This window comes from Bordetella tumulicola, from assembly GCF_054779135.1.
On the sequence record NZ_BAAGYU010000014.1, the window covers coordinates 1 to 25,696 of the forward strand.

The window sequence follows — 25,696 nt, forward strand, 5'->3', positions numbered from 1 at the left end:
CCAACCAGGGTGCCCAAAATGCAGCCCAGCAAGGCGTACAGCAGGTTTTCGGGAGTGAACGCTACGGATAGTCCGAGCGTCAGGTTGTCCATCAATTCCATGATCTTGTTTTCCCCTTATGTTTTAGTTCATGCCCAGAAACGACGGCCACAACGGGAAAATCAGCCCCAGGCCTTTGATAAACGCCAGCCAGCAGAACGCGACCAGGAAGATTGCGTTAAGCAATGCGACGCGCCAGCTGAATTCAAAGCTGGCAATACTACTGAGCACGACCAGCAGGAACAGTGAGGTGTAGAGCCCCAGCGGGCGTAGCGCCACGCCGAACAGCACGACAGAACCGATGATGATGAAGAGGATCTTGAAGTCGAACTTGTCGATCACGGTTTCTGTTGCTTTGGGCGACAGTGCGCCAAGAGCGACTACCGCACCCAAGATGGCCAGGCAGACACCGAGCCAAAAGGGAAAGTAACCTGGGCCCATGCGGGCGGAGGTGCCCATCGAATACTCAGTCGCTCCATACGCAAATCCCAGGCCGATGAGAGCAAACATCACTCCCGACCAGAAATCTTGCTTGTTCCTTAGCTGCATAAAAGGTCTCCATATATTTGTGTCGTGCCAAGCCGAGCGGGCCGTGATGGCGGAGACGCTATGTCAAAAGATGCATGGGGCTTGGACAGAACAAATAAAAAACATGGCACGTCTGTGCGGGCCACATCTAGGTTCCACAAGCATCCGGACACCAAGCGCACCGCCAGCACGCAAAGTCCAAGTCGGGTGGATCGTATCACGATGCAGTTGAGAATTCTGTTGGTGAATCCTCTAACTCTGATAGGCCGCAGATGGGGTTGTAGACAGGCGCTGCCGCGCGCTGATGGGCCTGTTTATGGCCTCTGTCGCCGGTGCGTAAGGGGTCGGAAAGGCGGTTTTGATGGATGCAATGACCTGATCCGAACAAGCCTTTAATGCACTAAAAAGTGACCATCAGGTGGACATTGGCCCTGCATTATGCGCTGAGCTCGTCCTCATCGGAGGCTTGTATACGCTCATTTATCTATCTGGCGCTCGGCGCTAAAACCCCTTTATTAGGGAAAATCCTCAGCGATTTGTACTCAATTCGTTGCGAACGAGCAACGAATCGAGACGTCGGCCAATCCCTGAAGCGAGCGCCGACTTTGACTTGGGTGACGACGGATTATTCCGTGGCGCCGGTTACCGCATTCTGCGCGCGACGTTTGATTTCCGCCTGGTGCTGCTCCAGTGTCTGGCGCAGCTCTCGCCGCTCACGCGCCGCGTCGTATCGCTGCTGTTGTTCCTCAGTCAGTACGGGTAACGGCGGGACAGCGGTAGGTTGCCCGTCATCGTCGACCGCGACCATCGTGAAATAGCAACTGTTGGTGTGGCGCACGATCTGTTTGCGGATGTCTTCGGTCACCACCTTGACGCCGATTTCCATCGACGTCCGGCCGGTGTAGTTCACCGAGGCAAGAAAAGTCACCAGTTCGCCCACATGGATGGGCTGACGAAACACCACCTGGTCGACCGATAGCGTCACGACATAGTTGCCCGCATAGCGGCTGGCACAGGCATAGGCGACCTGGTCAAGGTACTTCAAAATCGTGCCACCGTGAACGTTGCCTGCGAAGTTCGCCATGTCAGGCGTCATCAGGATGGTCATCGACAATTGGTGATTAGTTTCTTGCATGACAGGGCAACAGAGTCTAAAACGTCATGGTAATCCCTAGCGAGGCCCCCAGCTTTGCAAAACTTCACTTTTGGGTGGGCTGTGTTGGAGATACGCTCTGCGAACCTTTGTCCTGGAGATCTATTATGTCGTCGCTATCGAAGCGTTGCGTGGCGGAGTTGATCGGTACCTTCTGGCTAGTATTGGGTGGTTGCGGGGCGGCGGTACTTGCCGCCGGTTTTCCTGAGTTAGGGATAGGCTTTGCCGGGGTCGCTCTGGCTTTCGGTTTGACGGTCTTGACGATGGCTTTTGCCGTCGGCCATATTTCGGGCGGACATTTCAATCCGGCGGTGACGGTGGGACTGGCGGCAGGGGGGCGTTTTCCCGTGCGCGAAATCGTGCCCTATGTGGTGGCCCAGGTTGTCGGCGCGATCGTGGCGGCGGCCGTGCTGGCGGTAATTGCCGGGGGCAAGGAAGGTTTCGACTTGGTCGCCAGCGGCTTTGCGGCGAACGGGTATGGTGAACATTCGCCGGGTGGGTACACCTTGACGGCCGCACTGATCTGCGAAGTCGTGATGACGTTTGGCTTTTTGTTTGTGATTCTGGGGGCTACTGATAAGCGGGCGCCCGCCGGCTTTGCGCCGATACCGATTGGTCTGGCCTTGACGCTGATTCACTTGATCAGCATTCCGGTCACCAACACGTCGGTGAACCCGGCACGTTCGACGGGCCCGGCGCTGTTTGTGGGGGGTTGGGCAGTCGAACAACTGTGGCTGTTCTGGCTGGCACCGATTGTGGGCGCCCTCTTGGCCGCGGTGGTTTATCGCTTCGTGGGCCGCGAAAACGTAGTCGCATGATGGGTGCCCCAAGACCGTAGCCGCGCAGGCTGCGGTCTTGATGTCGTCGGTTCTGTGCAGCGGCATGGAAATCGCGATAAGGTTGTCAGCCGCCTGTCTCATACGCGGATTATGCTGACTATTGGAGTTGTTCGATGCACCCATCGAAAAAAGTCATGATCGTTACGGGTGGCAGCCGCGGCATCGGTGCGGCTGTTGCTCGGCTGGCGTCACGTCGTGGCTATGCGGTCTGCGTCAATTACCATCGTCGCCGCGACGCGGCCGACGATGTGGTGCGGGCCATTCAGGCTGACGGCGGCCACGCGATTGCGATGGGCGCCGACGTGTCCGATGAAGCGCAGGTTGTGCAATTGTTCGAGCGCGTCGACCGCGAGTTGGGCCGTATCGATGCGTTGGTGAATAATGCGGGCGTGCTGGAAACGCAGATGCGTGTCGAGGACATGGATGCCGCGCGCATTACCCGTATTTTGCATACCAACGTCGTGGGCCCGCTACTGTGTTGTCGCGAGGCCGTGCGCCGCATGTCGCCGCGCCATGGCGGGCAGGGCGGCGCCATCGTCAATGTTTCGTCCGTGGCGGCCCGTCTGGGATCGCCGGGCGAATACGTGGATTACGCGGCATCGAAAGGCGCGTTGGATACCCTGACGATCGGCCTGTCGAAAGAAGTCGCGGCCGACGGTATCCGCGTCAATAGTGTGCGGCCCGGCACGATTTATACCGAGATGCATGCCAGCGGCGGCGAACCGGGCCGGGTCGACCGCCTGGCCAGCGCCATTCCGTTGCAACGCGGCGGCACGGTCGACGAGGTTGCCGGCGCCGTCATGTGGTTCTTCTCCGACGAGGCCGGCTACACGACCGGCTCGTTTATTGAGGTGTCGGGCGGCAAGTGATTCGTACCGTTGCGCGGCAGCGTTGCCGATACTGTGGCGGTGGCCAGCCGGAGCGTCCTAAATACCCGTGTCCGGGTAATTAGGGCCGGCATCGTGAAAGCCGCCATTGCTATAAGGATTGACGGCCCCGGGATGCGGGGGGCCGGGTTGATGGTTGCCGTGGGCACACCCTGCCAGGGCCATTGCGATGGCGATCAACGACAGTACGCGTAGAGAGTTCGGCATGGCGGTTCTCCTGAAGAGGTTTCCTGCCATGTTAATCCTGTCGTAGGCGTTGGCGGCGGCGCCGTTGCGCCGCGGGCCAAATCTGCCTCGCCTCAGTGCATCAAGCGCGCCAGTTCAACACCGGGGTCTTCCGCGCGCATAAAGGCTTCGCCCACGAGGAAAGCATCCACCTTGTGGCTGCGCATCAGCTTGACGTCTTCGGGCGTCAGGATGCCGCTTTCGGTTACGACACGCTTGCCGGCAGGGATATGCGGCAGCAGATCCAGGGTATTTTGCAGGCTGGTCTGGAATGTGCGCAGGTTGCGGTTGTTAATGCCCAGCAGAGGCGTCCGAAGGCTGAGTGCGACGTCCAGTTCTTTGGCATCGTGCACTTCGACCAATACGTCCATGCCCAGTTCGATCGCCAGGGTTTCCAGATCGCGCAATTGATTAGGAGCGAGGGCGGCCACGATGAGCAAGATGCAATCGGCGCCCATCGCGCGCGCCGAGATAACCTGGTAGGTGTCGATAACGAAATCTTTACGCAGCACGGGTAGCGGGCAGGCGGCACGGGCGCGGCGCAGGTTGTCGTGCGAGCCCTGGAAAAAGTGCACGTCGGTCAGGACCGACAGGCAGGCCGCCCCGTGGACGGCATAGGTGGCAGCAATGGTGGCGGGGTCGAAATTTTCGCGCAGCACACCCTTCGAGGGCGAAGCCTTTTTGATCTCGGCGATCACGCCGGCCTGGCCCTGGGCGATCTTGTCTTCGATAGCCTGGGCAAAGCCACGGACGTCTTGTCGAGCCTGGGCTTCGCGCAGCAGTTCTGCTTCGCTGCGCAACTGGCGCGCCGTGGCGACTTCCTCGGCCTTGATGGCCAGGATTTTCGCAAGGATGTCGTTCATTGTTGGAATTTCCGGGTGTATGCGCAGAATTCTTCTAGCTTGGCGCGGGCGGCGCCGTTAGCAATCAGTTCAAAAGCCTGCGAGAGGGCTTGTTCGATCGTGTCGGCCTTGTTGCCGGCGTAGATCGCCAGCCCCGCGTTCAGGGCGACGATGTCGCGGGCAACGCCTTCGACATTATCGAGGGCCTGCATGACAAGCTCTCGCGATTCCTCGCGGTTGCCGACTTTGATGCCCCGATTAGACACCATTGCCAGGCCGTAGTCTTCCGGGTGGATCTCGTATTCGCGGATTTTGCCGTCTTTAAGCTCCCCGACCATCGTCGAGCCGCCCAGCGAGGCCTCGTCCATTCCGTCCATGCCGTGCACGATCATGACGTGGCGTGAGCCCAGGCGTTGCAATACACGCACCTGGATGCCGACCAGGTCCGGGTGAAACACGCCCATCAACTGGTTGGCGGCGCCCGCAGGGTTGGTGAGCGGCCCCAGGATATTGAACATGGTACGCACGGCCAATTCTTTGCGAATGGCGGCGACGTTTTTCATGGCGCTATGGTGCGCGGGGGCGAACATAAAGCCTATGCCCGTGGCTTGCAGGCATTCGGCGACTTGTTCGGGGCTGAGCACCAGGTTGGCGCCCAAGGCTTCGAGGACGTCGGCGCTGCCGGACGAGGACGAGGCGCTACGCCCACCGTGTTTGGCAATCGGAACGCCAGCGGCAGCGGCGACGAACATGGCGGTTGTCGAAATATTGAACGTATGGCTGCCGTCGCCACCCGTGCCGCACATGTCCAGCAGATCATCGGGGTTCGGGGTCACGACGGGGGTCGCGAACTCGCGCATGACCTGCGCCGCGGCGGTGATTTCGCCCACGGTTTCTTTCTTGACCCGCAGGCCCATGATGAGCGCGCTGGCGATTTGCGGCGACATTTCCCCACGCATCAGCAGGCGCATCAGATGCAGCATTTCGTCATGGAAAATTTCGCGATGCTCGATACAGCGAGTCAGCGCTTCGGTGCAAGTGATCGTCATGATGATTGTCTCTAATTATTGGATGTTCAGAAAATTGCGCAGCATGTCATGTCCGTGCTCGCTCAACACCGATTCAGGATGAAACTGTACCCCGTACAGCGGCAGCGTTTTATGGCGCACGCCCATGATGTCGCCATCGGGTGCGGTGGCGGTGACTTCCAGGCAATCGGGCAGCGTGTTGGGATCGATCGTCAGCGAGTTGTAGCGGATGGCGGTATAGGGGGATGGCAAGCCCGAGAAAATATCGGTGCCACGGTGCGATATCTGTATGGTTTTGCCGTGCATGATCTGCTGGGCTCGCACAATATCGCCGCCATAGGCTGCGCCGATGGCCTGGTGTCCCAGACACACCCCAAGAATGGGGAGCTGTCCGGCAAAGCGCTGGATCAGCGGCACGGATATGCCGGCCTCGGCGGGCGAGCAAGGACCGGGCGAGACGCAGATACGATCCGGCTTCATGGCGGCGATTTCGTCCAGCGTGATCAGGTCGTTACGAACGACGGTGACGTCTTCACCCAGCTCGCCGAAGTACTGCACCAGGTTATAGGTAAATGAATCGTAGTTGTCCAGCATTAACAACTTGCTCATTGGAGCCTCTCGATTTCAAAAAAATTATTCAGTTCACAAACCCTCGGAGCCCTGCAGGGCGGCTGGGCTAAAGGGGGGGTCGATTATCAGATCGGCTCATCCAGTCCGTGCTGTACTTGCTCGGCGGCGCGCAGGACGGCGCGGGCTTTTGCTTCGGTTTCGGCCCATTCCAGCTCGGGGTCCGAGTCGGCGACGATGCCGGCTGCCGCCTGGACATACAACATGCCGTCTTTGATGAGGCCGGTGCGGATCGCAATCGCGACGTCCATTTCGCCGCCATAGCTCAGGTAGCCCGCCGCGCCGCCATAGATGCCGCGGCGCACGGGCTCGAGCTCGTCGATGATCTCCATGGCACGCACTTTGGGGGCACCCGTCAGGGTGCCCGCGGGGAAGGTGGCGCGCAGCACGTCCATGCTGCTCATGCCAGGGTTCAAGTTGCCCGTGACGTTCGACACCAGATGCATCACATGCGAATAGCGCTCGATGGTCATGGTGTCGGTGAGCTTGACGGAGCCCACTTCGGCGACGCGTCCAACGTCATTGCGGGCCAGGTCGATCAGCATGACGTGTTCGGCGATCTCTTTGGGATCGGCCTGCAACTCTGCGGCCAATGCGGCGTCTTGCTCAGGCGTGGCGCCGCGTTTGCGGGTGCCTGCCAGCGGCCGAATGGTGATTTGCGACTTGGCGACACCGTTGTCCTGGATTTGCTCTTGGCGCACCAGGATTTCCGGCGATGAGCCGACTACCTGAAAGTCCCCCATGTTCCAGTAGTACATATAGGGCGAGGGATTCAGCGAGCGCAGTGCGCGATAGAGCGAGAGTGGAGAGTCGCGGAACGGCTTGGAAATGACCTGTCCGATCTGGACTTGCATGAGATCGCCCGCGGCGATGTATTCCTTGGCCTGGTAGACGGCGGCGAGGTAGTCTTCTTTTTTGAAATCTCGCTGCTCCTCGGTCAGCATGCTGGCGTGGCTGTACGGAATATCGACGGGGCGGCGCAAGCGGGTGCGCAAGTCGCGCAGGCGTTGTTGCGCACGGCTGTAGGCCTCGGGTTGGGTGGGGTCGGCGTACACCATCAGATAGGTGCGTCCGGCCAAGTTGTCGACGATGACCAGTTCATCGACGTGCATCAGCATAATGTCGGGCGTACCCTTGTCCATGCCGGCCGGGTACGGCTTGACCGCAGGTCCCAGGCGAGGCTCGATATGACGTACGGTGTCATAGCCAAAATAGCCGGCCAGTCCACCGCAAAAGCGCGGCATGCCCGGGCGCAAGGCGACCTTAAAGCGGGCCTGGTACTGTTCGATAAAGGTCAGCGGGTCGCCTTCGTAGGTCTCGGCGACTGTGCCGCTATGCAGGAGTTCGGTCGTGGTGCCGCTGGCACGGATCACGGTGCGGGCCGGCAGGCCGATGAACGAGTAGCGGCCAAAGCGTTCGCCGCCCACGACGGACTCCATCAGGCAGCTCATGCTGCCACGTTCGGGCCCGCTATGCGCCAGTTTCAGATAAATGGCCAGCGGGGTGTCCAGATCGGCGTAGGTCTCTGAAACCAGGGGGATTCGGTTGTATCCCTGGTTGGCCAAGGCCTTGAATTCAATTTCGGTCATGTGGAGTCTCGTAGCTGTTGGGTTCTACCGACCGGGCACATAACAAAAAGCCCGGTCCAAGTGTGGGTTCCGGGCTTTTGGCGCTGTTCTATGCAGCTTCGGCGCTGGGATGCTGACGCGTCCAGGGCCGGGAAGGAACTATCGCCACCCGGAAGGCAAACGCCACCAACGCCACGAGGCGTTGCGCATTTGGTTCGAGAGACGAGCGTTCATATCAATGATCAAGACTGCGTATTTAAAGGCTGAGTACGTAAAACTGAGCGGTTAGGGCTATCCTGGGTCGCTGCTCTTTTATTCGCCGGTCTTTATCCGCGGTTCTTGCGAGCTATCCACAAAGACGCGTCGACGATGCTGCCGATTATACCATCGACATCTAGCCCATGCACGTCCTGGCCCTCGTTGTAACCGTATGGCACGGCCAGCACTTGAATGCCCGCGGCCCGGGCGGCCAGCGCGTCGTTGACGGAATCACCGATGGCAATGGCTTGGGCGGGTGTCACACCCAGGCGTTCGCACGCGTAGAACATCTGGTCGGGATCGGGTTTGCGGCGCTCGCAGGTGTCGCCGCAGACGACTTCCTGGAAAAAACCCGCCAAACCCGTGCGCTGCAATAGCGGGATCGTGAACTCGGTCGGCTTGTTGGTGACGACGGCGAGCTTGAGGCCCTGATCGCGCATGGCTTTCAGGCCGTCGATGACGCCGTTAAAAATCGTGGCTTTGTCGCCATTGACCAGATGGTAGTGGCGAAAAAACGATTCACGCGCGTGTTCGAATGCCGCGGGTTCCGGGTCGGGCGCCTGCAGCGAGCCCGCCAGCGAGCGACGCACGAGGTTGTCGACGCCTTTTCCGACAAAAGTTGCGACGATGTCTTCGTGCAGTGCGTGCATGCCCAGTTCAATGCGCATAGCGTTAGCGGCATGCGCCAGGTCCGGGATGGAGTCCAGCAGGGTGCCGTCCAGGTCAAGCAACACGGCTTGGAAAGTGGTCATAGGTGATGATCTCAGGCGATTAGGTCGGATTCCCGGGCAAGCGAACCCCGGGAGGTGGCGGCGTGCTCAGGCAGCCAGGGTCGAGGCTTTGGCGATTTCGCCGCGCAGGGTTTGAATGACCTGGGCATAGTCGGGCTTGCCAAAAATGGCGGAACCCGCGACGAACGTATCGGCCCCGGCCGCGCGAATTTGCGCGATATTGTCGATTTTGACGCCGCCATCGACCTCAAGCAGGATGGGTTGGCCGCCGGCCTGTGTCCAACGGTCGATCCGGGCGCGGGCGTCGCGCAGTTTGTCCAGCGTTGACGTGATAAAGCTCTGCCCGCCAAAGCCCGGGTTGACCGACATCAACAGCACCACGTCCAGCAGATCCATGACATGGTCCATGGCGTCGAGTGAGCTGGCCGGGTTGAATACCAGGCCGGCCTGGCAGCCGTGGTCGCGGATCAGTGACAGCGTGCGGTGCACGTGGCGCGAGGCGTCGGGGTGAAAGGTGATGATATTGGCGCCGGCCTTGGCGAACTGAGGGATCAGTTCATCCACGGGTTCGACCATCAGGTGCACGTCGATGGGCACTTGGACGTGTGGGCGGATAGCGGCGCACACCATGGGGCCGATAGTCAGGTTGGGGACATAGTGGTTGTCCATGACATCGACGTGGATCCAGTCGGCGCCGGCGGCGACGACATTGCGCACTTCTTCGCCCAGGCGGGCAAAGTCGGCAGACAGAATACTGGGGGCGATACGGGTGGTGGCCGGGGTGGGGGCGGACATGATGATGGAGGTTTCCACGGGCATAATGTGCCATTATTGTAGTTTGCCGCGCGTGACGGGTGCCTGACAGGGTGATTCGTCGTACGGCGCGTTGTTTAACCGCCTTTGTGCTCATCGGAAAAGGCCCGTGAAACCCTACGACCTGACCGTCTCCGTTGCTCCGCAGTTTGTGCCGGAGCAATCTGATCCCGCCGAACAGCAGTATGTGTTCGCCTATACCATCCGCATCACCAATACCGGCGAGCATCCGGCGCAGGTCATCAGCCGTCACTGGATCATCACCGATGGCAACCAGCGTGTCCAGGAGGTCCGGGGCCTGGGCGTCGTCGGCCAGCAGCCATTGCTGGCGCCGGGCGAAACGTTTGAATACACCAGCGGCTGTCCTCTGCAAACGCCAGTCGGTACCATGCGGGGGACATACCACTGCGTGGGCGAAAACGGCATTCCTTTCGAGGTGCCGATTGCCGAGTTTTTGCTGGCTATGCCGCGTACCCTGCATTAAAAATGGGCGGACCGCCCCACAAAGTTGCCTATGAAGCGTTTTCTCAGATTGTTATGCGTGTCGCCCTTTTTGGCGGTACTGGTTTCGTGCAGCCTGCCAAAGGTTCCGCCCGAAGGGGGCGCGCCTGGTCAGCCGGGCGCGACGCCGTCCATCACCGGACCCTTAGTGGTTCCGCCGTTGTCTTCGCTACGAGATACCCCCGCACGAAAACTGGCGGGTGGTTTCCAGCGGGCGGGTTGGGCCGAGTTGCCTGGCTGGACTAACGACGATCTGTCGCGGTTTTGGCCGCTATTCCTGCGCAACTGCCAAGGCTTGATGAGGCAGACCTCGGGTAATCTGGCGGCGTCCGCGCGGGCGACGCCGCGCGCCTGGCAGCCGGTTTGTGCGGCGGCAGTCGATTTCGCGGGTGGCTCGGATCCGGCGGCGGTTCGTCAATTTCTGCAGACCCACCTGCAGCCATGGCGCCTGAATGGCACCGACAATCGGACCGCGTCAAATACCGTGACGGGCTATTACGAGCCGCTGGTGCGGGGCTCGCGGCGTCAGGGTGGCGCGTATCAATGGCCGCTGTATGGCGTGCCCGAGGACCTGCTGACCATTGATTTGGGCGCGGTGTACCCCGATTTGGCGGGCAAGCGCGTGCGTGGCAAGCTGGTTGGCAAGCGGGTGGTGCCCTATGACACGCGCGCTACGCTCGAGACGTCCGGCACCAAGCCGCCGGTCATCGTCTGGGTGGATGACCCCGTCGATAACTTTTTCTTGCAGGTACAGGGCTCGGGCCGCGTCCTGCTCAAGGACGGCCCGGACGCTGGTACGACGATCCGTGTCGCCTACGCGGATCACAATGGTCAACCCTATGCCTCGATTGGGCGTTGGCTGATCAACAAGGGCGAGCTGCGCGCCAACGAGGCATCGATGCAAAACGTCCGGGCCTGGGCGCAACGCAATCCGTCGCGTGTGCAGGAAATGCTGAATGCGAATCCGGCAGTGGTGTTTTTTCGCGAAGAGGCGGTAGTAGACCCGGAGCAAGGTCCCAAGGGCGCCTACGGCATTCCATTGGCGCCGCGCCGTTCGATCGCCGTGGATACCAATTTCGTGCCGTTGGGCACGCCCGTGTATTTGTCGACCACGTGGCCGTCGTCTGATCGGCCGTTGCAGGGGCTGGTCTTTGCCCAGGACACCGGCGCTGCCATCAAGGGGGCCGCGCGCGCGGACTTCTATTGGGGGTATGGTGATGAGGCGGGCGCGCAGGCCGGCCGCATGAAACAGCGCGGCCAGATGTGGGTGCTGTGGCCTAAACAGGCCGGGGAGCCCTCTGCGCGATGAAACACCCGATTGTGATTTGCGGGGCGGGCATCGTCGGTTTGTCGAGCGCGCTGGCCCTGGCGCGCAGGGGACAACGAGTGACGCTGCTGGCGCCGCCCGCCACAGTGCCGGCCGCCAGTCCCGATACTTATCATCCCCGGGTGTATGCCATTTCTCCGTCCAGTCAGCGCTTTTTGGCTGAGCTGGGCGTTTGGGACGCCATGCCTGCTGCGCGTATCACGCCGGTGCAGGCGATGGAAATATACGGCGATGCCGATGGCCGGGTTGATCTGAACGCCTGGCAGGCCGCGCAGCCGCAACTGGCCTGGATTGTCGAGTCGGGTGAGATCGAACGGGTGCTCCTGCAGGCCGTACGCATGGTTGGTATTTCCTGGTTGCCTGAGCGTTGTGTCGGCTATCGGCCGGGGGCGGTGCAGACTGCCGCCGGCGAATGGATCGAGGCCGAGCTCTTTGTGGGCGCCGATGGCGCGGCGTCGCCGCTGCGTACGGCTGCCGGCATGCCGCACACGTCGGTGCCTTATGACGACACAGGGCTAGTGGTGCATCTGGATGCCGAGCGTGCGCACCACGGTACGGCGTTTCAATGGTTTCGCGATGACGGGGTGTTGGCGTTGCTGCCGCTGCCCGATACGGCCGATGGTCCGCAGGTCTCCATGGTGTGGTCGATGCATAACGCGCAGGCCCAGGCGTTGCAGACGTTGGCGCCCGAAGAGCAAAGCGCCCAGCTGGAGCAGATGCTGGCGCACGCGGCACAAGGTCGCCTGGGTCGGCTGCGGGTGCGTAGCAAATTGCATGCGTTTGCGCTGACGCTGGATCAGGCGCGCATGACCGCCCCGGGGATTGCGTTGGCGGGTGATGCGGCGCATCGCGTGCATCCCTTGGCCGGGCAGGGCCTGAATCTGGGCTTGGGCGACGTCGAGGCGTTGTCCCGTATCGTCGCCGAGCGTGAGCCTTACCGCGAGGCGGGCGACGCACGGGTATTGCGGCGCTATCAGCGCGCCCGGGCGGAATCCGTATTGGCAATGCGCATGGCGACTGACGGCTTGCATCGTTTGTTCGGCGCGCGTACTGCGCCCCTGGCCTGGCTGCGCAACGCAGGGATGCGTTGGGTGGACGCCGCACCCTTATTAAAGCGATATTTAATCGATGGCGCTTCACGTAACTGAGCAGCCCTAGGAGTTTGCATGAATTTCCGTTTTTCCTCTTGCCTGGCAAGTGTTTTGTGCGCCATGGGCCTTGGCTTGGCGAACGGCGCGTGGGCGCAACCCACGACACCGGCGACCGCGCAACCGGCCGCGGCTCAATCCGCCGCGCCGGATCAGGCGTCTGCTTCCGATCCCGCGACCAAGGCGGTAGAGAAGCGCTTTAGCGAGCTATTCAACGACTTGCCGGTGACCGCCGTACGCCGCACGCCCTATGGCATTTACGAGGTCCAAGTGGGCAGCGATTTGGTGTACACCGATGACAAGGTCAGTTGGGTCATGGAAGGACCGCTGATCGACGCTGCGTCACGTCGCGACGTGACGCGGGATCGTCTGGAAAAACTGGGTTCGGTGTCGTTTGATGAGTTGCCGCTGGATCTGGCCGTCAAGCAGGTGCGTGGCAACGGCGCGCGCAAGATGGCGGTTTTTGAGGACCCCAATTGCGGCTATTGCAAGCAGTTGCACAAGACACTGAAAGACGAAGACAACCTGACGATCTATACTTTTTTGTTCCCTATCCTGGCACCGGACTCGACCACCAAATCACGTGATGTATGGTGTGCCAAGAATCCCGCGCAAGCCTGGAGTGACTGGATGGTCGACGGCAAGACGCCCCCTACGGCGGAATGCGATGCGCCGACCCAGCAAGTGCTGGCGTTGGGCCAAAAGCTGATGGTCCGCGGTACGCCCGCGATATTCTTCCAGGATGGCAGCCGGCTCAATGGCGCCGCGCCGCTAGAGATGATTCGAAGCCGTTTGGGACAACAATAACGGGAGACTTGCCGTGAGTACCGATACGATCAGCATTGCGTTACTCGATGACTATCATGACGTGGCCGAGCGTTACGCCGATTGGACGACGCTGGGGCCGCAGGTGCGGGTACAGACGTTTCGTGATTACCTGCCCGAGGCCGAGCGGGCTGAGGCCTTGCAGCCTTTTGATGTGATCGTGGCCATGCGAGAGCGCACGCCGTTTCCGGCGACGCTGATCGAGTCGTTACCCAAGCTGCGATTATTGGTTACCACGGGGATGCGCAATCTGGCTATCGATATGGACGCCTGCACACGACGCGGTGTCGTGGTGTGTGGTGCACCGGGTGGTGCCGACGCGAATACCGCGACGGCGGAGTTGGCCTGGGCCCATATCCTGGCCCTGTTCAAGAACCTGACCACCGAGGACGCCAACATGCGTCGTGGTCTCTGGCAGACCGGAATGCCCCGGCCGTTGGCGGGCAAGTGCCTGGGTGTCGTAGGGCTGGGCAAGCTCGGCACTGCCGTGGCGCAGGTAGGCAAGGCGTTCGGCATGACAGTGCAAGCCTGGAGTCCCAACCTGACGCCCGAGCGGGCTGAAGAGGCGGGCGTCACGTACGTGCCCAAGGATGCGTTGTTTGCCGATGCTGATGTGGTGAGTGTGCATTTGATTTTGAGCGATCGCACGCGTCACGTGGTGGACGCGGATGCGCTGGCCGCCATGAAACCGTCGGCATTTCTAGTGAACACTTCTCGGGCAGGGCTGGTGGACCAGGAGGCCTTGCTGGATGCCCTGCGCAAGGGGCGCATCGCCGGGGCGGGGCTGGATGTGTTCGACGAAGAGCCCTTGCCACCCACCGATGCGCTGCGCGTGCTGGACAATGTGGTGCTGACGCCGCATTTGGGCTATGTCAGCGCCGAGAATTTCACCGCGTTTTATGGCAATGCCGTCAATGCCGTGCAGGCTTGGCTGGCGGGCAAGCCTGTGCGCGTGCTGAACGCCTGAGTGTGCTGTCATGTGGTGAGCACCGGCGTGCCGCGAGACGCGGTCGCCGGTGTGATGCATGCGGGGATGATGCACGCATCATGTGCCTGATGACCTGTGTGCGGTGGATTCAATGATCACGGTCGCATGAACATGATTTTTTGTTCCGTCATGTCGGCGCCCTCGTCACCACAGCCCTGATCGGTCGTTGCTGCGGTATTGAGCGGGTCAACAGGATCGACAGGATCAAATGCGGTATCGCCGTTGGCATCCGCGATGCCGGTGGGCCTTAATCCCACAAAATCAAACAGTTCGCGATCCATCAGGTGCGATGGTACGACGTTTGAGAGGGCATTGAATACATTCCAGGACCGGCCGGGATGCTGGCGATCCCAGTCGCGGATCATGCGACCGACTTCCTGACGCTTGAGGTTTTCCTGCGAGCCGCACAGATTGCATGGAATGATCGGGAATTGCTTGAGCTTGGCATACGCGATCAGATCGCTTTCCGGGACATAGGCCAGCGGGCGAATGACCGTATGGCGGCCGTCGTCCGAGACGAGTTTGGGCGGCATGGCCTTGGCTTTTCCGCCATAGAACAAGTTCAGGAAAAATGTGGCCAGGATGTCATCGCGATGATGGCCCAGCGCGATTTTGGTGGCGCCCAACTCATCGGCGACGCGATACAGGATCCCCCGTCGCAGGCGGGAGCACAGCGAGCACATCGTCTTGCCCTCGGGGATGACCCGGGTCACGATCGAATAAGTGTCTTGCGTTTCGATATGAAAGGGAACGCCCAGCGAGGTCAAGTAGGTCGGCAGCACATCGGGCGGAAAGCCCGGTTGTTTTTGATCCAGATTGACGGCCACGATATCGAACGGAAAGGGGGCGCGTTTGCGCAGGCTGAGCAAGATGTCCAGCATCGCATAGGAGTCCTTGCCGCCCGACAGGCACACCATGACGCGATCGCCGGCCTCGATCATGTTGTAGTCGCTGAGGGCGCGTGTCGTTTCGCGCGCCAGGCGCTTGGTCAGTTTGTTGCCTTCGTGGCGGATTTTTTCTTCTGCGCGGGTACGTATGACCACGGAGGTGTCGGAGAGAGCTTGCATAGGAGTTTCGCCGTTGCGGCAACTAACGATTGATCTGGATTTCGACACCGACTGACGCGCAGTCCGAGAATGCCATGGGCTTGCTGATGCGCAACCGCAATGCTCGCACTTCGGCAAAGTCGCGCAGCAGGCGCTCAGCGAGTTGTTCGGCCAGGGTTTCGATCAGGTTCACATGTGCCTGGGTGCATTCTTCGACGATGGCTTCGCGCAGGCGACGGTAGTCCAGTACGCTGTGGATGTCCTGGTCGTCGACATCGCGGGTGATATCGACATCGAACTCAGCGTCGACGTGTAGAGGCTGGGTAGCCCGGCGCTCATGCTCCAGAATGCCGATGCGGGCATCCAGGGCCAGCCCGGAAAGGAAAATGCGACGTGTAGGCATGGTGTCTACCTGGGAAAGAGAACCGGAATTGTAAGGCGGGACGCGCCTCTGGCTACAATTTGCCTGTGCGTCGTTCGGGCGCGCGATGGCTATACACGGAATATATCGGACATGCAGCACTACGACGCGGTCATTGTGGGTGGCGGCCCGGCCGGCGCTTCTTGCGCTATCTGGTTGGCGCGATTGGGTTTGGTGCCATTGCTGATCGAGGGCAGTGATCGCTTGGGTGGGCTGGGCAATGACAATCCGTTTGTCGATGATTGGATCGCGGCTTTACCCGGGGTAACGGGCCAGCAGGTCGCGGCCAATATCGCTCAGAGCGTGCAGGCGGCCAAAGTGCCGGTGCATTTGGGCGCCCGCGCGCAGCAAGTTCGACGGATCGCCGACGGGTTTCACGTCGATATCCGACAGGCCGATGGTGCCGACAACACCGTATCGGGCCGGACCTTGGTGATCGCCTCGGGTGTACGTGCGCGCGGTTTGCCGGGGCATCCGGCGGGTGCGGCGTGGCCGGGCGTCTTTATCGGTCCGGGCTCATCCATCATGGCACAAGACTATGCCGGTCTGACGGTGGCCGTGCTTGGCGGAGGAGACAACGCCTACGAGAACTTTGTTTATGTGCGCAATCGCGGCGCCCGTGACGTGCACTTGTATGCCCGCAGCGTGCGTGCACAGCAGCAATGGGTGACTCGTGCCGGCAGTGAAAACGTCCACGTTGGGCCGTATCAGGTGGACCCGGTCGCGCGCACGGTAGATGGGCGCGCCTACGATCTGATCCTGGTGTTTTATGGCTGGGAGCCACAGGCGGCGTTCGCGGATAGTCTGGCGCTGCTGCGCGGCGAGCGTGGCTATATTCACACCGATCACGCGACTGCCGAAACCAGTGCGCGGGACGCCTACGCCATTGGCGAGGTTGCCAATCGTATGCATCCCTGCGTAGTGACGTCGATGGCCGACGGCGTGGTGGCCGCCAAGGCGATTCAGCGGCGTCGGGAGCGCGACGCCGCGTTGTAATGCAACGTTGGGTGTTTCGCGGGCAGGCTAGTATTTGCCCGTCAGTAGTTCACCGGCGTCCGGGACGCGAGTTTCCAGGTTCAGGACTTGCAGCATGCGGTACACGGTCGCGGCGGCGGCCGTCACGACCGGCAGCCCGAGGCGATCCTGCACCGGCTGGATCGATGCCAGGGAAGGCATCTGCACGCAGGCCGACAAGACCACCGCATCCACGCCGCGCGTGTCCAGGCGGCCGACGTGCTCGGCCGGCGCCAGAGGGTTTTGCGCGCCCACCTTGAGGTTATCGGCGATTTCCAGCGACACGCTGTCGTGTACATCGATCCCTTCGTGTTCGATGTAGTCCACCACCAGTTTCGTCAACGGCTTCATGTAGGGCGTCAGGATCGCGACCTTGCGCGCGCCGATTGCGTGCAGGCCCTCGACCAGCGCGCCTGCGCTGGAGATGACGGGGGCGGGCCCGCCATTGTCGACCGTGGCTTGATGCAGACGCTCTTGGGATACGCGGTGATAGCCCAGCCCCTGGCTCATGATGGCAACCAGGCAGGCGTAGCCGAGCACATCCACGCGAGCATCCGAGAGCTCCTGCGCGCAGCGATCCGATTCACTGTCCATCGACGCCAGCTCGGCGGCGGTGACTTGTTTCATGCGCATACGGCTGGAGTGGAACGTGTAGCGTTCGGGGGAGAAGGCCTCGCGCCGCCGCAGCATGGCGGGGATTTCCGTCTCCATGGTCGTATTGGAGCTCGGAACGATCTGGCCGATGCGTATCGTGCGGGGGGACGAAGTCATAGGGAAATTCCTCAAAAAAAAGTGGGGGCAAGGCCCAAGCCTCCTGGCAGGGCAGGTTATCGGGATGCCTATTTAGGCAACGACCAGTGGGCCCAATGTGGTGATAGGGGGCGATTCTTCCGATTGGCTGATCATTCCGTCGTGATGCCCGCATCTTCTACGGTACGTTTCCAGTAGGCCAATTCGGTATCGACACGTTCTTGCAATGCGGCAGGGCCTTCGAATCGGGCTTCGATGCCTGCGGCTTGGGCGTTTTGCACGGTCGACGGCTGCTTGAGCGCGGCCTCGACGCTGTCAGCCAGTTTGTCGAGGACGGCTTGTGGTGTACCTGCCGGAGCAAACAGCCCGACCCAGGATTCAAGCTCGTAGCCAGGCAAGCCTGCTTCTGCGGTGGTGGGTACGTCAGGCAGCATGGGGTGACGCTTGGTGCTGGTCACAGCCAGCGCGCGCAGTTTGCCAGTCTGTACGTGGCCCATGACAGACGGCGGTGTGGTAATGAACACTTGTACATTGCCGGCAAGCACGTCTTTGATGGCCGCACCCGAACCTCTGTAAGGCACGTGGGTCATGTCGGCTCCTGTTTGTTGTTTGAAGACTTCGGTGCCTAGATGAGATAGCGAGCCCACTCCTTGCGATGCGTAGTTGATGCTGCCCGGGGACTGCTTGGTCTCGGCGATGAAGTCCGTCAGGTTGGTGGCTTTGACGGAAGGATGCACCGCAATCACATTGCTGGATATCGTGACAAGGCCGACCGGCACAAAATCTTTGGGCGCCCACGGTAGGTTCTTGCTCAAGTTAGGGTTGCCCACGTGGTACGCAGAATACGAGACAAGCAACGTGTAGCCGTCGGGCTGCGACCGAGCAACGGCCTGATAGGCGATATTGCCGCTGCCGCCATCTTTGTTCTCCACGACGACAGTTTTGCCCAAGGCGCCGGCCAGGGGCTCGGCAATGATACGGGCTGATGTATCAACCAGGCCGCCGGGCGGATTGGGGACGACCAGAGTGACTGTACGACTGGGAAATTCGTCGGCGGCGTGCGCGGCGCAGGCTGTCGCCGCAATAAGTGTGGCAGCGAGCAATTTGTGCATCAGTGTCTCCTGGGAACATACCCTGCGTCTTTGCGCTTAAGGGTAAAAAGCTATTCTGCTCGCACCAAACGATACTTTCCAATATAGTTTTTATCTTGTTTGATAGCTTTGGCAAATAACTCACCGCGATTACTGATCTGATGGAACTGCGCCAACTCCGTTACTTTGCCGTTCTGGCCGAAGAGTTGAACTTCACTCGGGCGGCGGCGCGTCTGCATATATCCCAGCCTCCCTTGAGCCTGCAGATTGCGCAACTGGAGCGGGAATTGGGTGTCCGCTTGTTTGACCGCAACAACCGGCGGGTCGCCTTGACCGAGGCGGGAGAAGCCTTTTTGAATGACGTTCGGCTGACGCTCGGTCGCCTGTCCGATGCCACGCTACGCGTGCGCGATGTGGATCAGGGGGCGGCGGGCCGCATCGAGATCGGCCTGTCAGGCTCGCATTTCCTGGGACCTGTGCCCACGCTGATTGCGCGCTATACGAAACGATATCCGCAGGTGTCGGTGTTGTTGAATGAGATGAATCCGGCCGCGCAACTTGAGGCCCTGCGTGGTCACCGGCTGGACGTCAGCATTTCGCGGACGAAAGTCGATGATGACGTGCTGCAATCCATGCCCTTGTGGCCCGATCCGGTGGTCGTGGCGCTACCGCGGGATCACGCTCTGACCGACCGTAAACGCCTGGCGCTGCAGGATCTGATGGATGAGGCGTTTGTGGTGTTGCGCCAGGAAACATCCGGATTCGCCCGGGCGTTGGGTCAGGCGTGCGCGCAGGCAGGCGTGGCACTCAAGATTGTGCAGACCGTTGCCGAGGTACCTGCACAAGTGGCGCTCGTCGAGGCGGGTTTGGGCGTGGCGTTGATCCCGCGTTCGGCGTGTCGATATGTGGGCGAGCGCATTGCCGTGCGCCCCTTGTCCGTGAAGGTAGGTGATGGCATGGTGTATGCGGTCACCCATCGTCAGAATAGTCGACGGGCGTTGGATTCATTCTTGCGCGCTGCGCTGGAAATCGGCCAAGAGCAGGGTCAGTCACCCGCCGGGGATTGAGCGCGAACGGTGGCTTAACCTGCCGCCGTCAAGACACAGTCCAGCGGCGGGGGCGCCGATAGCCTGACCTGGAAAGCCCGCAATTCATCTCGCCGAAATACATGAACGGTGATGCGTTCTCCTGACCGGTACTGAGACAGCAGTTCCTCCAGGCCCGAGGGCGCATCGACGCGCAAACCGTCGATCGCGACCAGGACATCGCCTGCCGACAGGCCACCCTTGTGGCCCGCGCCGCCCTCGAACACCGACGCGAGCGCCAGTGTGTCGCCTTGCTTGCGCGTGCGTACGTCCAGCGACGGGATATTGAGCGCCGCTTTCCAGCTCAGTGCAATGCCATGCGGTTCGAGTAGCTCTGCCAGCGGTACGTCGGCGGTGCCGTAGGCATAGCGCGCAATAAAGCGGCGTGTGTCCACGCCCGTGGCTTCACGAATGAGTGCGGGTAATTCGTCTTCGGCCATGCCGTGGGGTTTGCCCTGGTAAAACGCACGGCCATAACGCTGCCATAGCAGTCGCATCACGTCGTCCAGCGAGCGCGTGCCCGCGCTGTCGCGTCGGATCAGCAGGTCAAGCCCCAGCGCCACCAGTGAGCCTTTGGTGTAGTAGCTGACCAGCGCATTGACTGAGTTTTCATCCTGCTTGTAATAGCGGGTCCAGGCATCGAAGGAACTCTCAGCAACCGATTGCTTGTGTCGTCCAGGCGATCGGGCGACGCCGGTGATGGTTTTGGCCAGCAGACGCAGATACGCGGGGCGTTCGATGACGCCCGAGCGCAGCAGCATCAGGTCGTCGTAGTACGACGTGAATCCCTCGAATACCCAGAGCAACCGGGTCAATCCGGGCTCTTGCAAGTCGTAGGGCGCAAAGGCGGCGGGTTTGATCCGCTTGACGTTCCAGGTATGAAAATACTCGTGGCTGACCAGCCCCAGGAACGTGCGATAACCCTCGCCCTGGCCTTGTTGGCCGAGCACGGGTAGATCCTTGCGCGAGGCCATCAGGGCCGTGCTGGCGCGGTGTTCCAGACCGCCATAACCATCGCCCACCACCATCGTCATGAACACGTAGCGATCGCTGCTGTCCAGAAACGGAGCGCGTTTGCCGCGGGGTTCGAAAAACGCAATCTGCGCCTCGCAAATACGGCGCGCGTCTTCCGTGATGCGCGCCAGATCCAGCTTCGGGATCACGCCGGTAAAGACGAGTTCGTGTTCGGCGCCATGAGCCGTGAAACGGGCCACCTGAGGGGTGCCCATTTCGACGGGATGGTCGATCAATGCGTCGTAATCGGGCGCGCGGTACAGGCCGAAACCGTGGCGTCGCGCCGCGCCGGCATGGCCGCGCGCTTCGGGCAGGCTGGTGTAGACCTTCCAGTTGGGGATGCCGCGCGGCGGTACCAGATCCAACAAGCAGGGCAGGTGATCCTGGCCTTGCACACGCAAGAAAACGCTGGTGCCGTTGAAAAAGCCATGGGTTTCGTCCACATGGGCGCCACGCACCGACAAGTCCCAGGCATAAACGGTGTAGTCCACCTGCAGGGGCCCCGCGCACGGCGCGGCTTGCCACGTATGGTTGTCGAGTTTGGCAACAGCTACGGATCGGCCGCCCGCGCGGGCGTGCAGGGTTTCGATCTGGCGCGAGAAATCGCGGATCAAATAGCTGCCCGGAATCCAGGCTGGCAGGGTGAGTCGCTGACCTGCCGGGTCGGGTTCCGGTATCGTCAGGGTAATCCGGTAGCGATGGCCGGCCGGGTCGTGAGGTTCCAGGCGGTAAATTACGGGTGTGTCCATTGCGTTATCTTACTTGTCTACGTTCATTTATCCAGGAGACATTCCATGAGCGAGTCGTTTGTATTGGTGGAGACCCGTGGCCGGGTCGGGTTGTTGACGTTGAACCGTCCCAAGGCGCTCAACGCGCTCAATGATCAACTGATGGATGAGTTGGGCGCGGCCCTGTTGGCCTTCGAGGCCGATGAGGGCATCGGCGCGATCGTGATCACCGGCAGCGAAAAGGCGTTTGCCGCGGGGGCGGACATCGGCGCCATGAAAGACTGGTCGTATATGGATGTCTACCGCAGCGACTACATCACGCGCAACTGGGAAACCCTCAAACGCATCCGCAAGCCCGTCATTGCCGCGGTCTCGGGCTATGCCCTGGGCGGCGGCTGCGAGTTGGCCATGATGTGCGACATCCTGATTGCGGCCGATACGGCCAAATTCGGTCAGCCGGAAATCAAACTGGGCGTCATTCCTGGCGCCGGCGGGACGCAACGCCTGCCGCGTGCCGTGGGCAAGGCCAAGGCCATGGATCTGGCGCTGACCGCCCGCATGATGGGCGCCGAGGAGGCCGAGCGCGCCGGGCTGGTGTCTCGTGTCGTACCCGCAGACAAACTGCTGGACGAGGCCATTGAGGCGGCGACGGTGATCGCGTCCATGTCGCTGCCTTCGGTGATGATGGCCAAAGAATGCGTGAACCGTGCATTCGAATCTTCATTGAACGAGGGCCTCTTGTTCGAGCGTCGCGTGTTCCATTCGCTGTTTGGCACCGAAGACCAGAAAGAGGGCATGGTTGCTTTCGTGGAAAAACGCCCGCCGGCCTTTAAGCATCGTTGATCATGCAGGACGCGGTTGCGGCCTGTAACGCTTGTGTTGCACATAGTTGCGGTGTCCGGGCCTATCCTGTTGAGGCGTGACGCCGAAGAGGTCATCCTCTGCCGAGGGTGACCGGCTCGTTTTCCAAGAACGAACAAGGAGCCCTCCCATGCCTGATCATTTCGTTTCCCTGCCCAAGTATTGGTCCAAAGCCATATTGGCCGGTGCGTTGAGCGCCGGTTTCGCCTGCGCTGCGCTGGCTCAGTCTCCGCAATCCTCATTGCGAATGGTGTCTCAATCACCGACCGCAGTCGCCGGCCCTGCCATTTCGGCAGTGGAGCTGCAAGACATTGCGGTTGATGCGTATCTCTATGCCTATCCTATGGTGTTGATGGAGGCCACGCGCCGTGCGTCGACTCAGGTGCAGACCTCGTTGGCGGGTCGCGCGCCGATGAATCAATTCGGCCATCGCACGGTCTTTCCCGAGCCGGGCGCGACGGATGTCGGCTGGCCTAGCGTGGATATGCTGTATTCCAGCCTTTGGTATGACGTGTCCCGCCAGCCGTTATTGGTCCGGGTGCCGGCTTCGGGCGGACGATACTATTCGCTGTCGTTGCTGGATATGTGGTCAGACGAATACGCCGCGCGCGGCACGCGCGTGACCGGCAATGGTGAGCAATCCTTCATGATTGTGGGTCCAAACTGGCAAGGTAACGCGCCATACGGAACGGACGTCGTGCGCAGTCCCACCGGTGTGGGATGGTTGCTGGCGCGCATCCAGACGGGCGGCGCGGCGGAGTATGGGGCGGTAAACACCTTTCAGGCCAGCATGACGGCTTCGCCCATGACGGCTCCCGCGCCCGCGCCGGCCTTAGTGACGCCGCCGCGCCGAGGCGCGGCCAAGCCCGCCACCTGGCCGCAGCAGCAAGCCCCAGGAATGGCCAATACGATGGGCGGCTCGTCGTCCATGCCCTATCGCTCGTCCATCACCTGGGACACGCAGGGCTCGCCGGGGCAGCAGGTGGCGGCCATGGATCCCGCCACGTTCTTCTCCGTGTTTGCAGAGTTGCTCCAGGTTAATCCGCCCCACGATAACGACAATGCCATTCTGTACCAGATGCGACGCATCGGTTTGGTCGGGCCGCAGCCCTTTTTCTATGATCGGCTCGATCCAGCCGTGCGGCAGGCATTGACCGATGCCCGACCCATCGCTGGGCGGCGCATTGCCGACACGGTGCATCGTTTGGGCACGCCCATGAATGGGTGGCGTTCGGTGCTGTCCGGTATTGGTACTTATGGCACCGACTACACGCGTCGCGCCGCCATCGCCTATGCGGGCCTGGGAGCCACCACGCCAAACGAAGCCATCTATCCGGTGACCGCGGTTGATGAGGATGGCCGACGTCTGGATAGCGGCAAAGACTACGTCTTGCACTTCGATAAAGCGCAATTGCCACCGGTCAACGCATCGTGGTCGCTGACCCTCTATAACGCCGACAATAACCTCGCCCCCAATGCCATGGGCCGGTATGGGCTGCGCAGCACCGATTCGCTGAAATACAACACCGATGGTTCGCTGGATATCTACATCCAGCGTGACAATCCGGGCTCCAACAAAACCGCCAACTGGCTGCCGACTCCCAACCAAGGTAATTACACTCTGAATATGCGTCTGTATTCACCGAAAGACCTGGCGCTGGACGGCGACTGGGCGCCGCCCCCAGTCGAAAGAGACTAACCCCTCGCCACCGCCGGTTTGTCGACGGCGGTGGTCGAACCCACTTGCTCTGTGATGATTTTCGATTTGCTAGGCTAGGGAAAAACCCGCTATACTCTACGGGTTTGACGCTTGCGGGATAACACGTGTGGTGAACCCACCGCGCACGTCTATACTTGCAAGAGCGGGGAAGTCTGATGCAACAAAGCCTGGGAAGTCTGGTAGACGAAAATCCGGTGCTTACTGATGCCGATCGCGCGGCATTGAATGCTCAGGCCTGCCGGGGGCTCTTGAGGGTATTGGTAGCGCAGGGGGCCATGGGGCTCGCGGCAGCGGCAATTGCGGGGATCATTGCAGGGACAGCGGCTGGTTGGTCAGCGTTGGCGGGGGCAGGGGCGTATTTCGTACCCAACGCATTATTTGCGTTGCGTCTGCTTGTCGGCGTGCTCAAATCCGGTCAGGCGAACCCTGTTGCGTTTTTCCTCGGCGAGATGGTCAAGCTGCTCATAACGGCATTGCTGTTGTGGCTGCTGGCGCATGTGGCACAGGGCTGGCTCGTGTGGCCTGCGGTGCTGCTGGGCCTGGTCTTCACGCTCAAGGGCTATCTCCTGCTGTTGATGTTCCGCAAGTTGTCGTAGTTGCTTAGAAATCATGCAAACGATCGGTTCGCAAGACCCGGTCACACAGCAAACAGGGTAGGGTTCAAATGGCAGCCGCCAGCGACATATCGCCTCAGTCCGCGTATATACAGCACCACTTGGTGCATCTGAACAATATTGGCGAGAAACAATCCGCCATTGCCCAATTCGAAGTCATCAACTATGACTCGATGTTCTGGTCCATCATGATGGGCCTGTGCACTATTCTCTTCCTGTGGATGGCTGCTCGTCGTGCGACGGCGGGTGTGCCGGGCCGGTTCCAGGCCTTTGTTGAAATGATCGTCGATATGGTCGACGAACAAGCCAAGGGCATCGTCCACAACGCCAAGAGCCGTGAATTCATCGCGCCGTTGGCACTCACCATATTTGTCTGGATTATCCTGATGAACGCGCTCGACCTGCTGCCGGTCGATCTGTTGCCGTCCATCTGGCGCTGGACGGGCCTGGGCGCCCACCACGGCGATATGATGTATTACCACCGCGTGCTTCCCACGGCCGACCTCAACGTGCCCATGGGCATGGCGGCGGGCGTGCTGCTGCTGATGTTTTACTACGGCATCAAGATCAAGCACCCAGGCGGTTTCGTCAAAGAACTCTTCACCGCGCCCTTTCACGCGCATGGTATCGGCGCGATCCTGCTGGCGCCTGCCAACCTGTTGCTCAACCTGATCGAGTACGCCGCCAAAGCGGTGTCGCTGGGCATGCGGTTGTTCGGCAACATGTTCGCCGGCGAACTGATATTCATGTTGATCGCCTTGCTGGGCGGTGCATGGACCGGTCTGAACGCCGCCAGCATCGGTTTTGGTATTGGTCACATACTGGCCGGTTCGGTGTGGGCCATCTTCCACATCCTGATCGTGTTGTTGCAGGCCTTCATCTTCATGATGCTGACGCTGGTTTACCTCGGCCAGGCACACGAAGGGCATTGACCCCGTTTTCCTGGCACGGGTGATTTGCCCGGGCCGGGGCGCAAGATCTTCTTGCATTTCAAGCAGTATCCGTTTTCTTACAATTTGACTTCA

27 protein-coding genes are annotated in these 25,696 nt (G+C 60.8%); 13 read left to right on the forward strand and 14 right to left on the reverse strand.

From position 1 onward, the window contains the following. Nucleotides 1-123: 123 nt before the first annotated feature. Both ACYVDM_RS25115 and ACYVDM_RS25120 read right to left on the reverse strand, forming a co-directional pair. Nucleotides 124-588 carry a tripartite tricarboxylate transporter TctB family protein gene (locus ACYVDM_RS25115; protein WP_415793062.1) on the reverse strand — a complete coding sequence of 155 codons (465 nt, stop codon included), beginning with the start codon at nucleotides 586-588 and terminating at the stop codon, nucleotides 124-126. A gap of 604 nt (nucleotides 589-1,192) precedes the next feature. Further along, nucleotides 1,193-1,702 (reverse strand): acyl-CoA thioesterase, encoded by a 510-nt coding sequence (locus tag ACYVDM_RS25120; protein ID WP_415793061.1) that lies wholly within the window; start codon nucleotides 1,700-1,702, stop codon nucleotides 1,193-1,195. 125 nt (nucleotides 1,703-1,827) lie between these two features. On the opposite strand from ACYVDM_RS25120, the gene aqpZ reads away from it, so the two are divergent. Then, the gene (gene aqpZ, locus ACYVDM_RS25125) at nucleotides 1,828-2,538 is read left to right on the forward strand and encodes an aquaporin Z (protein WP_415793060.1); all 711 of its coding nucleotides are present in this window, start codon (nucleotides 1,828-1,830) and stop codon (nucleotides 2,536-2,538) included. Between the two features lie 134 nt (nucleotides 2,539-2,672). Next, nucleotides 2,673-3,428 (forward strand): SDR family oxidoreductase, encoded by a 756-nt coding sequence (locus ACYVDM_RS25130; RefSeq protein ID WP_415793059.1) that lies wholly within the window; start codon nucleotides 2,673-2,675, stop codon nucleotides 3,426-3,428. 57 nt (nucleotides 3,429-3,485) lie between these two features. Here ACYVDM_RS25130 and ACYVDM_RS25135 read toward each other — a convergent pair whose 3' ends face one another. The 7 genes from ACYVDM_RS25135 to rpe form a co-directional block, all read right to left on the reverse strand. Next, nucleotides 3,486-3,653, reverse strand: coding sequence for a hypothetical protein (locus tag ACYVDM_RS25135; RefSeq protein WP_415793058.1), 168 nt, complete (start codon nucleotides 3,651-3,653; stop codon nucleotides 3,486-3,488). Between the two features lie 92 nt (nucleotides 3,654-3,745). Beyond that, nucleotides 3,746-4,534, reverse strand: coding sequence for an indole-3-glycerol phosphate synthase TrpC (gene trpC / locus ACYVDM_RS25140; protein ID WP_415793057.1), 789 nt, complete (start codon nucleotides 4,532-4,534; stop codon nucleotides 3,746-3,748). Continuing rightward, nucleotides 4,531-5,562 (reverse strand): anthranilate phosphoribosyltransferase, encoded by a 1,032-nt coding sequence (gene trpD / locus ACYVDM_RS25145; RefSeq protein ID WP_415793056.1) that lies wholly within the window; start codon nucleotides 5,560-5,562, stop codon nucleotides 4,531-4,533. The genes trpC and trpD overlap by 4 nt, the downstream gene beginning before the upstream one ends. 15 nt (nucleotides 5,563-5,577) lie before the next feature. Further along, a complete protein-coding gene (locus ACYVDM_RS25150) occupies nucleotides 5,578-6,150 on the reverse strand; it encodes an aminodeoxychorismate/anthranilate synthase component II (RefSeq protein WP_415793055.1) in 573 nt (190 codons plus the stop codon). An 86-nt stretch (nucleotides 6,151-6,236) separates the two neighbouring features. Further along, nucleotides 6,237-7,757: an anthranilate synthase component I gene (gene trpE / locus ACYVDM_RS25155; protein WP_415793054.1), complete on the reverse strand. Its 1,521-nt coding sequence runs from the start codon at nucleotides 7,755-7,757 to the stop codon at nucleotides 6,237-6,239. 305 nt (nucleotides 7,758-8,062) lie between these two features. Beyond that, complete coding sequence (locus ACYVDM_RS25160; RefSeq protein ID WP_415793053.1) at nucleotides 8,063-8,746, reverse strand: phosphoglycolate phosphatase; 684 nt, start codon at nucleotides 8,744-8,746, stop codon at nucleotides 8,063-8,065. Nucleotides 8,747-8,812: 66 nt separating this feature from the next. Further along, nucleotides 8,813-9,544, reverse strand: coding sequence for a ribulose-phosphate 3-epimerase (gene rpe, locus ACYVDM_RS25165; RefSeq protein ID WP_415793052.1), 732 nt, complete (start codon nucleotides 9,542-9,544; stop codon nucleotides 8,813-8,815). 103 nt (nucleotides 9,545-9,647) lie between these two features. Here rpe and apaG point away from each other — a divergent pair, with 103 nt between their 5' ends. The 5 genes from apaG to ACYVDM_RS25190 are packed head-to-tail and all read left to right on the forward strand — an operon-like array spanning nucleotide 9,648 to nucleotide 14,306. Further along, nucleotides 9,648-10,022 (forward strand): Co2+/Mg2+ efflux protein ApaG, encoded by a 375-nt coding sequence (apaG, locus tag ACYVDM_RS25170; RefSeq protein ID WP_415793051.1) that lies wholly within the window; start codon nucleotides 9,648-9,650, stop codon nucleotides 10,020-10,022. Nucleotides 10,023-10,052: 30 nt separating this feature from the next. After that, nucleotides 10,053-11,348, forward strand: coding sequence for a murein transglycosylase A (mltA, locus tag ACYVDM_RS25175; protein ID WP_460475491.1), 1,296 nt, complete (start codon nucleotides 10,053-10,055; stop codon nucleotides 11,346-11,348). Then, complete coding sequence (locus ACYVDM_RS25180; RefSeq protein WP_415793049.1) at nucleotides 11,345-12,514, forward strand: UbiH/UbiF family hydroxylase; 1,170 nt, start codon at nucleotides 11,345-11,347, stop codon at nucleotides 12,512-12,514. Before mltA ends, ACYVDM_RS25180 begins: the two co-directional genes overlap by 4 nt. Before the next feature lie 18 nt (nucleotides 12,515-12,532). Continuing rightward, a complete protein-coding gene (locus ACYVDM_RS25185) occupies nucleotides 12,533-13,321 on the forward strand; it encodes a DsbC family protein (protein WP_415793048.1) in 789 nt (262 codons plus the stop codon). A gap of 28 nt (nucleotides 13,322-13,349) precedes the next feature. Next, on the forward strand, nucleotides 13,350-14,306 hold the full coding sequence (locus ACYVDM_RS25190; RefSeq protein WP_415793138.1) for a D-2-hydroxyacid dehydrogenase family protein: 957 nt from the start codon (nucleotides 13,350-13,352) through the stop codon (nucleotides 14,304-14,306). Between the two features lie 116 nt (nucleotides 14,307-14,422). Here ACYVDM_RS25190 and ttcA read toward each other — a convergent pair whose 3' ends face one another. Continuing rightward, nucleotides 14,423-15,394: a tRNA 2-thiocytidine(32) synthetase TtcA gene (gene ttcA / locus ACYVDM_RS25195; RefSeq protein WP_415793047.1), complete on the reverse strand. Its 972-nt coding sequence runs from the start codon at nucleotides 15,392-15,394 to the stop codon at nucleotides 14,423-14,425. Between the two features lie 22 nt (nucleotides 15,395-15,416). After that, a complete protein-coding gene (gene folB / locus ACYVDM_RS25200; RefSeq protein WP_415793046.1) occupies nucleotides 15,417-15,776 on the reverse strand; it encodes a dihydroneopterin aldolase in 360 nt (119 codons plus the stop codon). 111 nt (nucleotides 15,777-15,887) lie between these two features. On the opposite strand from folB, the gene ACYVDM_RS25205 reads away from it, so the two are divergent. Further along, nucleotides 15,888-16,790 (forward strand): NAD(P)/FAD-dependent oxidoreductase, encoded by a 903-nt coding sequence (locus ACYVDM_RS25205; RefSeq protein ID WP_415793045.1) that lies wholly within the window; start codon nucleotides 15,888-15,890, stop codon nucleotides 16,788-16,790. A gap of 27 nt (nucleotides 16,791-16,817) precedes the next feature. On the opposite strand, the gene ACYVDM_RS25210 is transcribed toward ACYVDM_RS25205, so the two are convergent. Continuing rightward, complete coding sequence (locus tag ACYVDM_RS25210; RefSeq protein ID WP_415793044.1) at nucleotides 16,818-17,579, reverse strand: maleate cis-trans isomerase family protein; 762 nt, start codon at nucleotides 17,577-17,579, stop codon at nucleotides 16,818-16,820. A 131-nt stretch (nucleotides 17,580-17,710) separates the two neighbouring features. Further along, nucleotides 17,711-18,670 (reverse strand): Bug family tripartite tricarboxylate transporter substrate binding protein, encoded by a 960-nt coding sequence (locus tag ACYVDM_RS25215; protein ID WP_415793043.1) that lies wholly within the window; start codon nucleotides 18,668-18,670, stop codon nucleotides 17,711-17,713. Between the two features lie 140 nt (nucleotides 18,671-18,810). Between ACYVDM_RS25215 and ACYVDM_RS25220 the strand changes: the two genes are divergently transcribed. Then, on the forward strand, nucleotides 18,811-19,716 hold the full coding sequence (locus tag ACYVDM_RS25220) for a LysR substrate-binding domain-containing protein (protein WP_415793042.1): 906 nt from the start codon (nucleotides 18,811-18,813) through the stop codon (nucleotides 19,714-19,716). A 14-nt stretch (nucleotides 19,717-19,730) separates the two neighbouring features. On the opposite strand, the gene ACYVDM_RS25225 is transcribed toward ACYVDM_RS25220, so the two are convergent. Next, a complete protein-coding gene (locus ACYVDM_RS25225; protein WP_415793041.1) occupies nucleotides 19,731-21,497 on the reverse strand; it encodes a M61 family metallopeptidase in 1,767 nt (588 codons plus the stop codon). Nucleotides 21,498-21,542: 45 nt separating this feature from the next. Here ACYVDM_RS25225 and ACYVDM_RS25230 point away from each other — a divergent pair, with 45 nt between their 5' ends. The 4 genes from ACYVDM_RS25230 (at nucleotide 21,543) to atpB (ending at nucleotide 25,603) form a co-directional block, all read left to right on the forward strand. Beyond that, a complete protein-coding gene (locus tag ACYVDM_RS25230; RefSeq protein WP_415793040.1) occupies nucleotides 21,543-22,319 on the forward strand; it encodes an enoyl-CoA hydratase in 777 nt (258 codons plus the stop codon). A 148-nt stretch (nucleotides 22,320-22,467) separates the two neighbouring features. Further along, nucleotides 22,468-24,036, forward strand: a complete 1,569-nt coding sequence (locus ACYVDM_RS25235) for a DUF1254 domain-containing protein (RefSeq protein WP_415793039.1) — start codon at nucleotides 22,468-22,470, stop codon at nucleotides 24,034-24,036. 176 nt (nucleotides 24,037-24,212) lie between these two features. Then, nucleotides 24,213-24,653 carry an ATP synthase subunit I gene (locus tag ACYVDM_RS25240; protein ID WP_415793038.1) on the forward strand — a complete coding sequence of 147 codons (441 nt, stop codon included), beginning with the start codon at nucleotides 24,213-24,215 and terminating at the stop codon, nucleotides 24,651-24,653. A 68-nt stretch (nucleotides 24,654-24,721) separates the two neighbouring features. After that, a complete protein-coding gene (atpB, locus tag ACYVDM_RS25245) occupies nucleotides 24,722-25,603 on the forward strand; it encodes a F0F1 ATP synthase subunit A (RefSeq protein WP_415793037.1) in 882 nt (293 codons plus the stop codon). Nucleotides 25,604-25,696: the final 93 nt, after the last annotated feature.

What these genes read in the sequence shown, in the direction of transcription:
- ACYVDM_RS25160 (WP_415793053.1), bottom strand. Translation starts at nt 8,746, where the DNA reads ATGACCACTTTCCAAGCCGTGTTGCTTGACCTGGACGGCACCCTGCTG.
- ACYVDM_RS25115 (WP_415793062.1), bottom strand. Translation starts at nt 588, where the DNA reads ATGCAGCTAAGGAACAAGCAAGATTTCTGGTCGGGAGTGATGTTTGCT.
- folB (WP_415793046.1), bottom strand. Translation starts at nt 15,776, where the DNA reads ATGCCTACACGTCGCATTTTCCTTTCCGGGCTGGCCCTGGATGCCCGC.
- mltA (WP_460475491.1), top strand. Translation starts at nt 10,053, where the DNA reads ATGAAGCGTTTTCTCAGATTGTTATGCGTGTCGCCCTTTTTGGCGGTA.
- ACYVDM_RS25240 (WP_415793038.1), top strand. Translation starts at nt 24,213, where the DNA reads ATGCAACAAAGCCTGGGAAGTCTGGTAGACGAAAATCCGGTGCTTACT.
- ACYVDM_RS25130 (WP_415793059.1), top strand. Translation starts at nt 2,673, where the DNA reads ATGCACCCATCGAAAAAAGTCATGATCGTTACGGGTGGCAGCCGCGGC.
- ttcA (WP_415793047.1), bottom strand. Translation starts at nt 15,394, where the DNA reads ATGCAAGCTCTCTCCGACACCTCCGTGGTCATACGTACCCGCGCAGAA.
- ACYVDM_RS25225 (WP_415793041.1), bottom strand. Translation starts at nt 21,497, where the DNA reads ATGGACACACCCGTAATTTACCGCCTGGAACCTCACGACCCGGCCGGC.
- ACYVDM_RS25235 (WP_415793039.1), top strand. Translation starts at nt 22,468, where the DNA reads ATGCCTGATCATTTCGTTTCCCTGCCCAAGTATTGGTCCAAAGCCATA.
- trpE (WP_415793054.1), bottom strand. Translation starts at nt 7,757, where the DNA reads ATGACCGAAATTGAATTCAAGGCCTTGGCCAACCAGGGATACAACCGA.
- trpC (WP_415793057.1), bottom strand. Translation starts at nt 4,534, where the DNA reads ATGAACGACATCCTTGCGAAAATCCTGGCCATCAAGGCCGAGGAAGTC.
- ACYVDM_RS25215 (WP_415793043.1), bottom strand. Translation starts at nt 18,670, where the DNA reads ATGCACAAATTGCTCGCTGCCACACTTATTGCGGCGACAGCCTGCGCC.
- ACYVDM_RS25205 (WP_415793045.1), top strand. Translation starts at nt 15,888, where the DNA reads ATGCAGCACTACGACGCGGTCATTGTGGGTGGCGGCCCGGCCGGCGCT.
- ACYVDM_RS25185 (WP_415793048.1), top strand. Translation starts at nt 12,533, where the DNA reads ATGAATTTCCGTTTTTCCTCTTGCCTGGCAAGTGTTTTGTGCGCCATG.
- ACYVDM_RS25135 (WP_415793058.1), bottom strand. Translation starts at nt 3,653, where the DNA reads ATGCCGAACTCTCTACGCGTACTGTCGTTGATCGCCATCGCAATGGCC.
- ACYVDM_RS25120 (WP_415793061.1), bottom strand. Translation starts at nt 1,702, where the DNA reads ATGCAAGAAACTAATCACCAATTGTCGATGACCATCCTGATGACGCCT.
- trpD (WP_415793056.1), bottom strand. Translation starts at nt 5,562, where the DNA reads ATGACGATCACTTGCACCGAAGCGCTGACTCGCTGTATCGAGCATCGC.
- ACYVDM_RS25210 (WP_415793044.1), bottom strand. Translation starts at nt 17,579, where the DNA reads ATGACTTCGTCCCCCCGCACGATACGCATCGGCCAGATCGTTCCGAGC.
- atpB (WP_415793037.1), top strand. Translation starts at nt 24,722, where the DNA reads ATGGCAGCCGCCAGCGACATATCGCCTCAGTCCGCGTATATACAGCAC.
- ACYVDM_RS25220 (WP_415793042.1), top strand. Translation starts at nt 18,811, where the DNA reads ATGGAACTGCGCCAACTCCGTTACTTTGCCGTTCTGGCCGAAGAGTTG.
- ACYVDM_RS25180 (WP_415793049.1), top strand. Translation starts at nt 11,345, where the DNA reads ATGAAACACCCGATTGTGATTTGCGGGGCGGGCATCGTCGGTTTGTCG.
- rpe (WP_415793052.1), bottom strand. Translation starts at nt 9,544, where the DNA reads ATGCCCGTGGAAACCTCCATCATCATGTCCGCCCCCACCCCGGCCACC.
- aqpZ (WP_415793060.1), top strand. Translation starts at nt 1,828, where the DNA reads ATGTCGTCGCTATCGAAGCGTTGCGTGGCGGAGTTGATCGGTACCTTC.
- ACYVDM_RS25150 (WP_415793055.1), bottom strand. Translation starts at nt 6,150, where the DNA reads ATGAGCAAGTTGTTAATGCTGGACAACTACGATTCATTTACCTATAAC.
- ACYVDM_RS25230 (WP_415793040.1), top strand. Translation starts at nt 21,543, where the DNA reads ATGAGCGAGTCGTTTGTATTGGTGGAGACCCGTGGCCGGGTCGGGTTG.